Annotated in this window: 1 protein-coding gene and 1 pseudogene; one reads left to right on the top strand and one right to left on the bottom strand. The window is 54.9% G+C overall.

Features of this window, described 5'->3' with window-relative positions:
* Positions 1-548: 548 nt before the first annotated feature.
* Positions 549-1148 (top strand): J domain-containing protein, encoded by a 600-nt coding sequence (locus ACCD05_RS31610; RefSeq protein ID WP_112989893.1) that lies wholly within the window; start codon positions 549-551, stop codon positions 1146-1148.
* A 257-nt stretch (positions 1149-1405) separates the two neighbouring features.
* Here ACCD05_RS31610 and ACCD05_RS31605 read toward each other — a convergent pair.
* A pseudogene (locus ACCD05_RS31605) lies at positions 1406-2181 on the bottom strand (transposase); the annotation flags it as partial.
* Positions 2182-2274: the final 93 nt, after the last annotated feature.

The raw sequence follows: 2274 nt of genomic DNA, 5'->3' as shown, positions 1-2274 counted from the left end.
GTCTCCGCGTTATCAAACGCGGGGAGTGTGACACTCTAACTTTGCTAAATTAGGACATTCTAACTTTGCGGCTACATCCCGTTATTCGATAAGATAGCTTATGGAACTTTAGGCCATGAGCTAGCGTCCCAGATCATGTGAAACCGGACCAAGACTAGATTATCAGGAACGAAACGCCCATAATTGGCAAGGTAGCCAGATCAGCGGGAAAAAAGCAAAATCATTCCTACTAAGAACCGTGGCGTGAACTCGCGCCGACGGCAACAGCCGATCAATTGACGTCTGCACCCAACTGGAACTGATCTGCTCTGTCCGCTGTCACGGGCACGTGCTAAGTCGTACACTTAGTCGGACTGATCCGAACTGTGATACACATCAAGAAATGACACATTTGACCAAGCCTTACAGGTGAGCGCCTGAAAAAGGCATTTGAACCGTTCTGGCGACCTGCGAAGGTCGAATGATCAGAACGCGCGAATGGCCGCAGACGAGTTTCCTAACAAGCTCGGACCTTGCTGAGGACACCTCGTCCACCATATATGATGCCGATGAATGATTCGAAAATCTTCGTTGGCCTGAGGCCAATCCGCAGCAGCCGTGACAAGCCCACCCAGCCGAGCGGGCCTAAGTGCCAATGGGACGGCTGCGAAAATTCGGGAACTCAAAGAGCGCCGGTAGGCAGTGCCGCCGAGGGACTTTACCTCACCTTCTGTCTAGAGCATTCAAAGGCATACGGTAAGGGCTACAGCTATTATCCAAGCCATTCGGATCCCGCTATAGCAAGGTACCAGCTCGACGCGGCTGCTGGTAAGATAGGCACGCGCGGTGTACAAACGGACCAGCCAAAATTCGAGACCCCGCTGCCGTCGTCCGTCCCGTCGGGATCAGCGAAATCACTGAGAGCACGAGGCAAGGCGAGCCAACAGAACGCGGCAACATCTTCGCGGACCCTCAAGCCACTTGAGGCAAAGGCCTTCGAAACGCTTGGGCTTCAACAAACAGCAGCGCCTGAGGACATCAGACAACGATACAAAGAGCGGCTGAAGCTACATCATCCCGATGCAAATAACGGCAATCGGCAGTCAGAGGACCGACTGCGGGCGACGATCGAAGCCATCAAGATATTGAAGTTAAACGGTTTTTGCTGACGTAGGAATTTCGAGCGAGCCCTCGTTGACGTTTTACGCGGAACAAGACGGCTCTACGATCCCGCTCTCGATGTGACGTTCTACTAGCCTGCTTGAATGCGCCGCTCGATTACCTACTGCGCCAGGTGGCGTTGGAATGGACTGCACTTGGGTGATCACTCTTCCAAATTCAAAACTTTGGCGGCGGACGCCTCTTGCTAATGCGAGGGTGATTGGATGCGAAATATTTAGCTAAATACCCCTGGGTTCGCCCCTCACCTTCGTTCGATCAGCATCGTCAGCTCCCGTGCGACACGGCGGCCGGAGATTGAGATGTCTGGAATTGCTGCCAGGCATTCACGCGTCACATCATCGACGATGTTGAGCACACGAAACCCCCGTCCGCAGGCAAACCGGTCGTGGACGAAATCCAGCGACCCGCGGGCGTTTGCCTTCGCTTCGACCACGATCGGAGCACGCGTGCCGACAGTACGGCGTCGGGTCTTCCGCTTGTGTACTGAAAGCCCTTCCTCGCGATAGAGCCGATAGATGCGATTGACGCCGGACGGCTTTCTTTCACGCCGAATCAGGACGAACAGTCGACGGTAGCCGAAACGCCTTCGCTCATTAGCCAACTCGCGCAGCCCTGCTCGCAATTCGGTCTCCAACGGTCGGTTCGACTGGTAACGGATCGTCTTGCGATCGGCAGTTATGATCTGGCAGACCCGCCGTTCCGAAAGCCCCATGACGGTCTTCAGGTGAGTGACGGGTTCACGCTTGGCGGCGGGCCCTACCATTTTTTTGGAGAAGCTCGCGGAGGGCGGCCGCATCAAGCATCTGTTCGGCGAGCAGCTTCTTCAGCCTGGCATTCTCGTCCTCAAGCGCCTTCAGCCGCTTCGCCTCAGAGACCTTCATGCCGCCGTATTTGGCTTTCCAGTTATAAAACGTTGCTTCTGATTCCATGCCCGCGGCAAAGGTCGGCCGCCTTCGCGCCGGCCACCTGCTCCTTCAATACCGCAATAATCTGCTCTTCCGTAAATCGCTGCTTCTTCATGCGTCCGCCCTTTAAATTGCAAGCTCGTTAGGCGCGTTTTTTCTTTCGCCTTTGACGAGGAGGTCATGCGTAAAGCTGATGCACAAAGCAGGA

It is taken from the genome of Rhizobium sp. Rhizsp42 (assembly GCF_047304155.1).
In the GTDB taxonomy this organism is placed as follows: Bacteria; Pseudomonadota; Alphaproteobacteria; order Rhizobiales; family Rhizobiaceae; genus Rhizobium.
The sequence above is the reverse complement of the archived record's forward strand: the minus strand, read 5'-3'. Positions and strand labels throughout refer to the sequence as shown.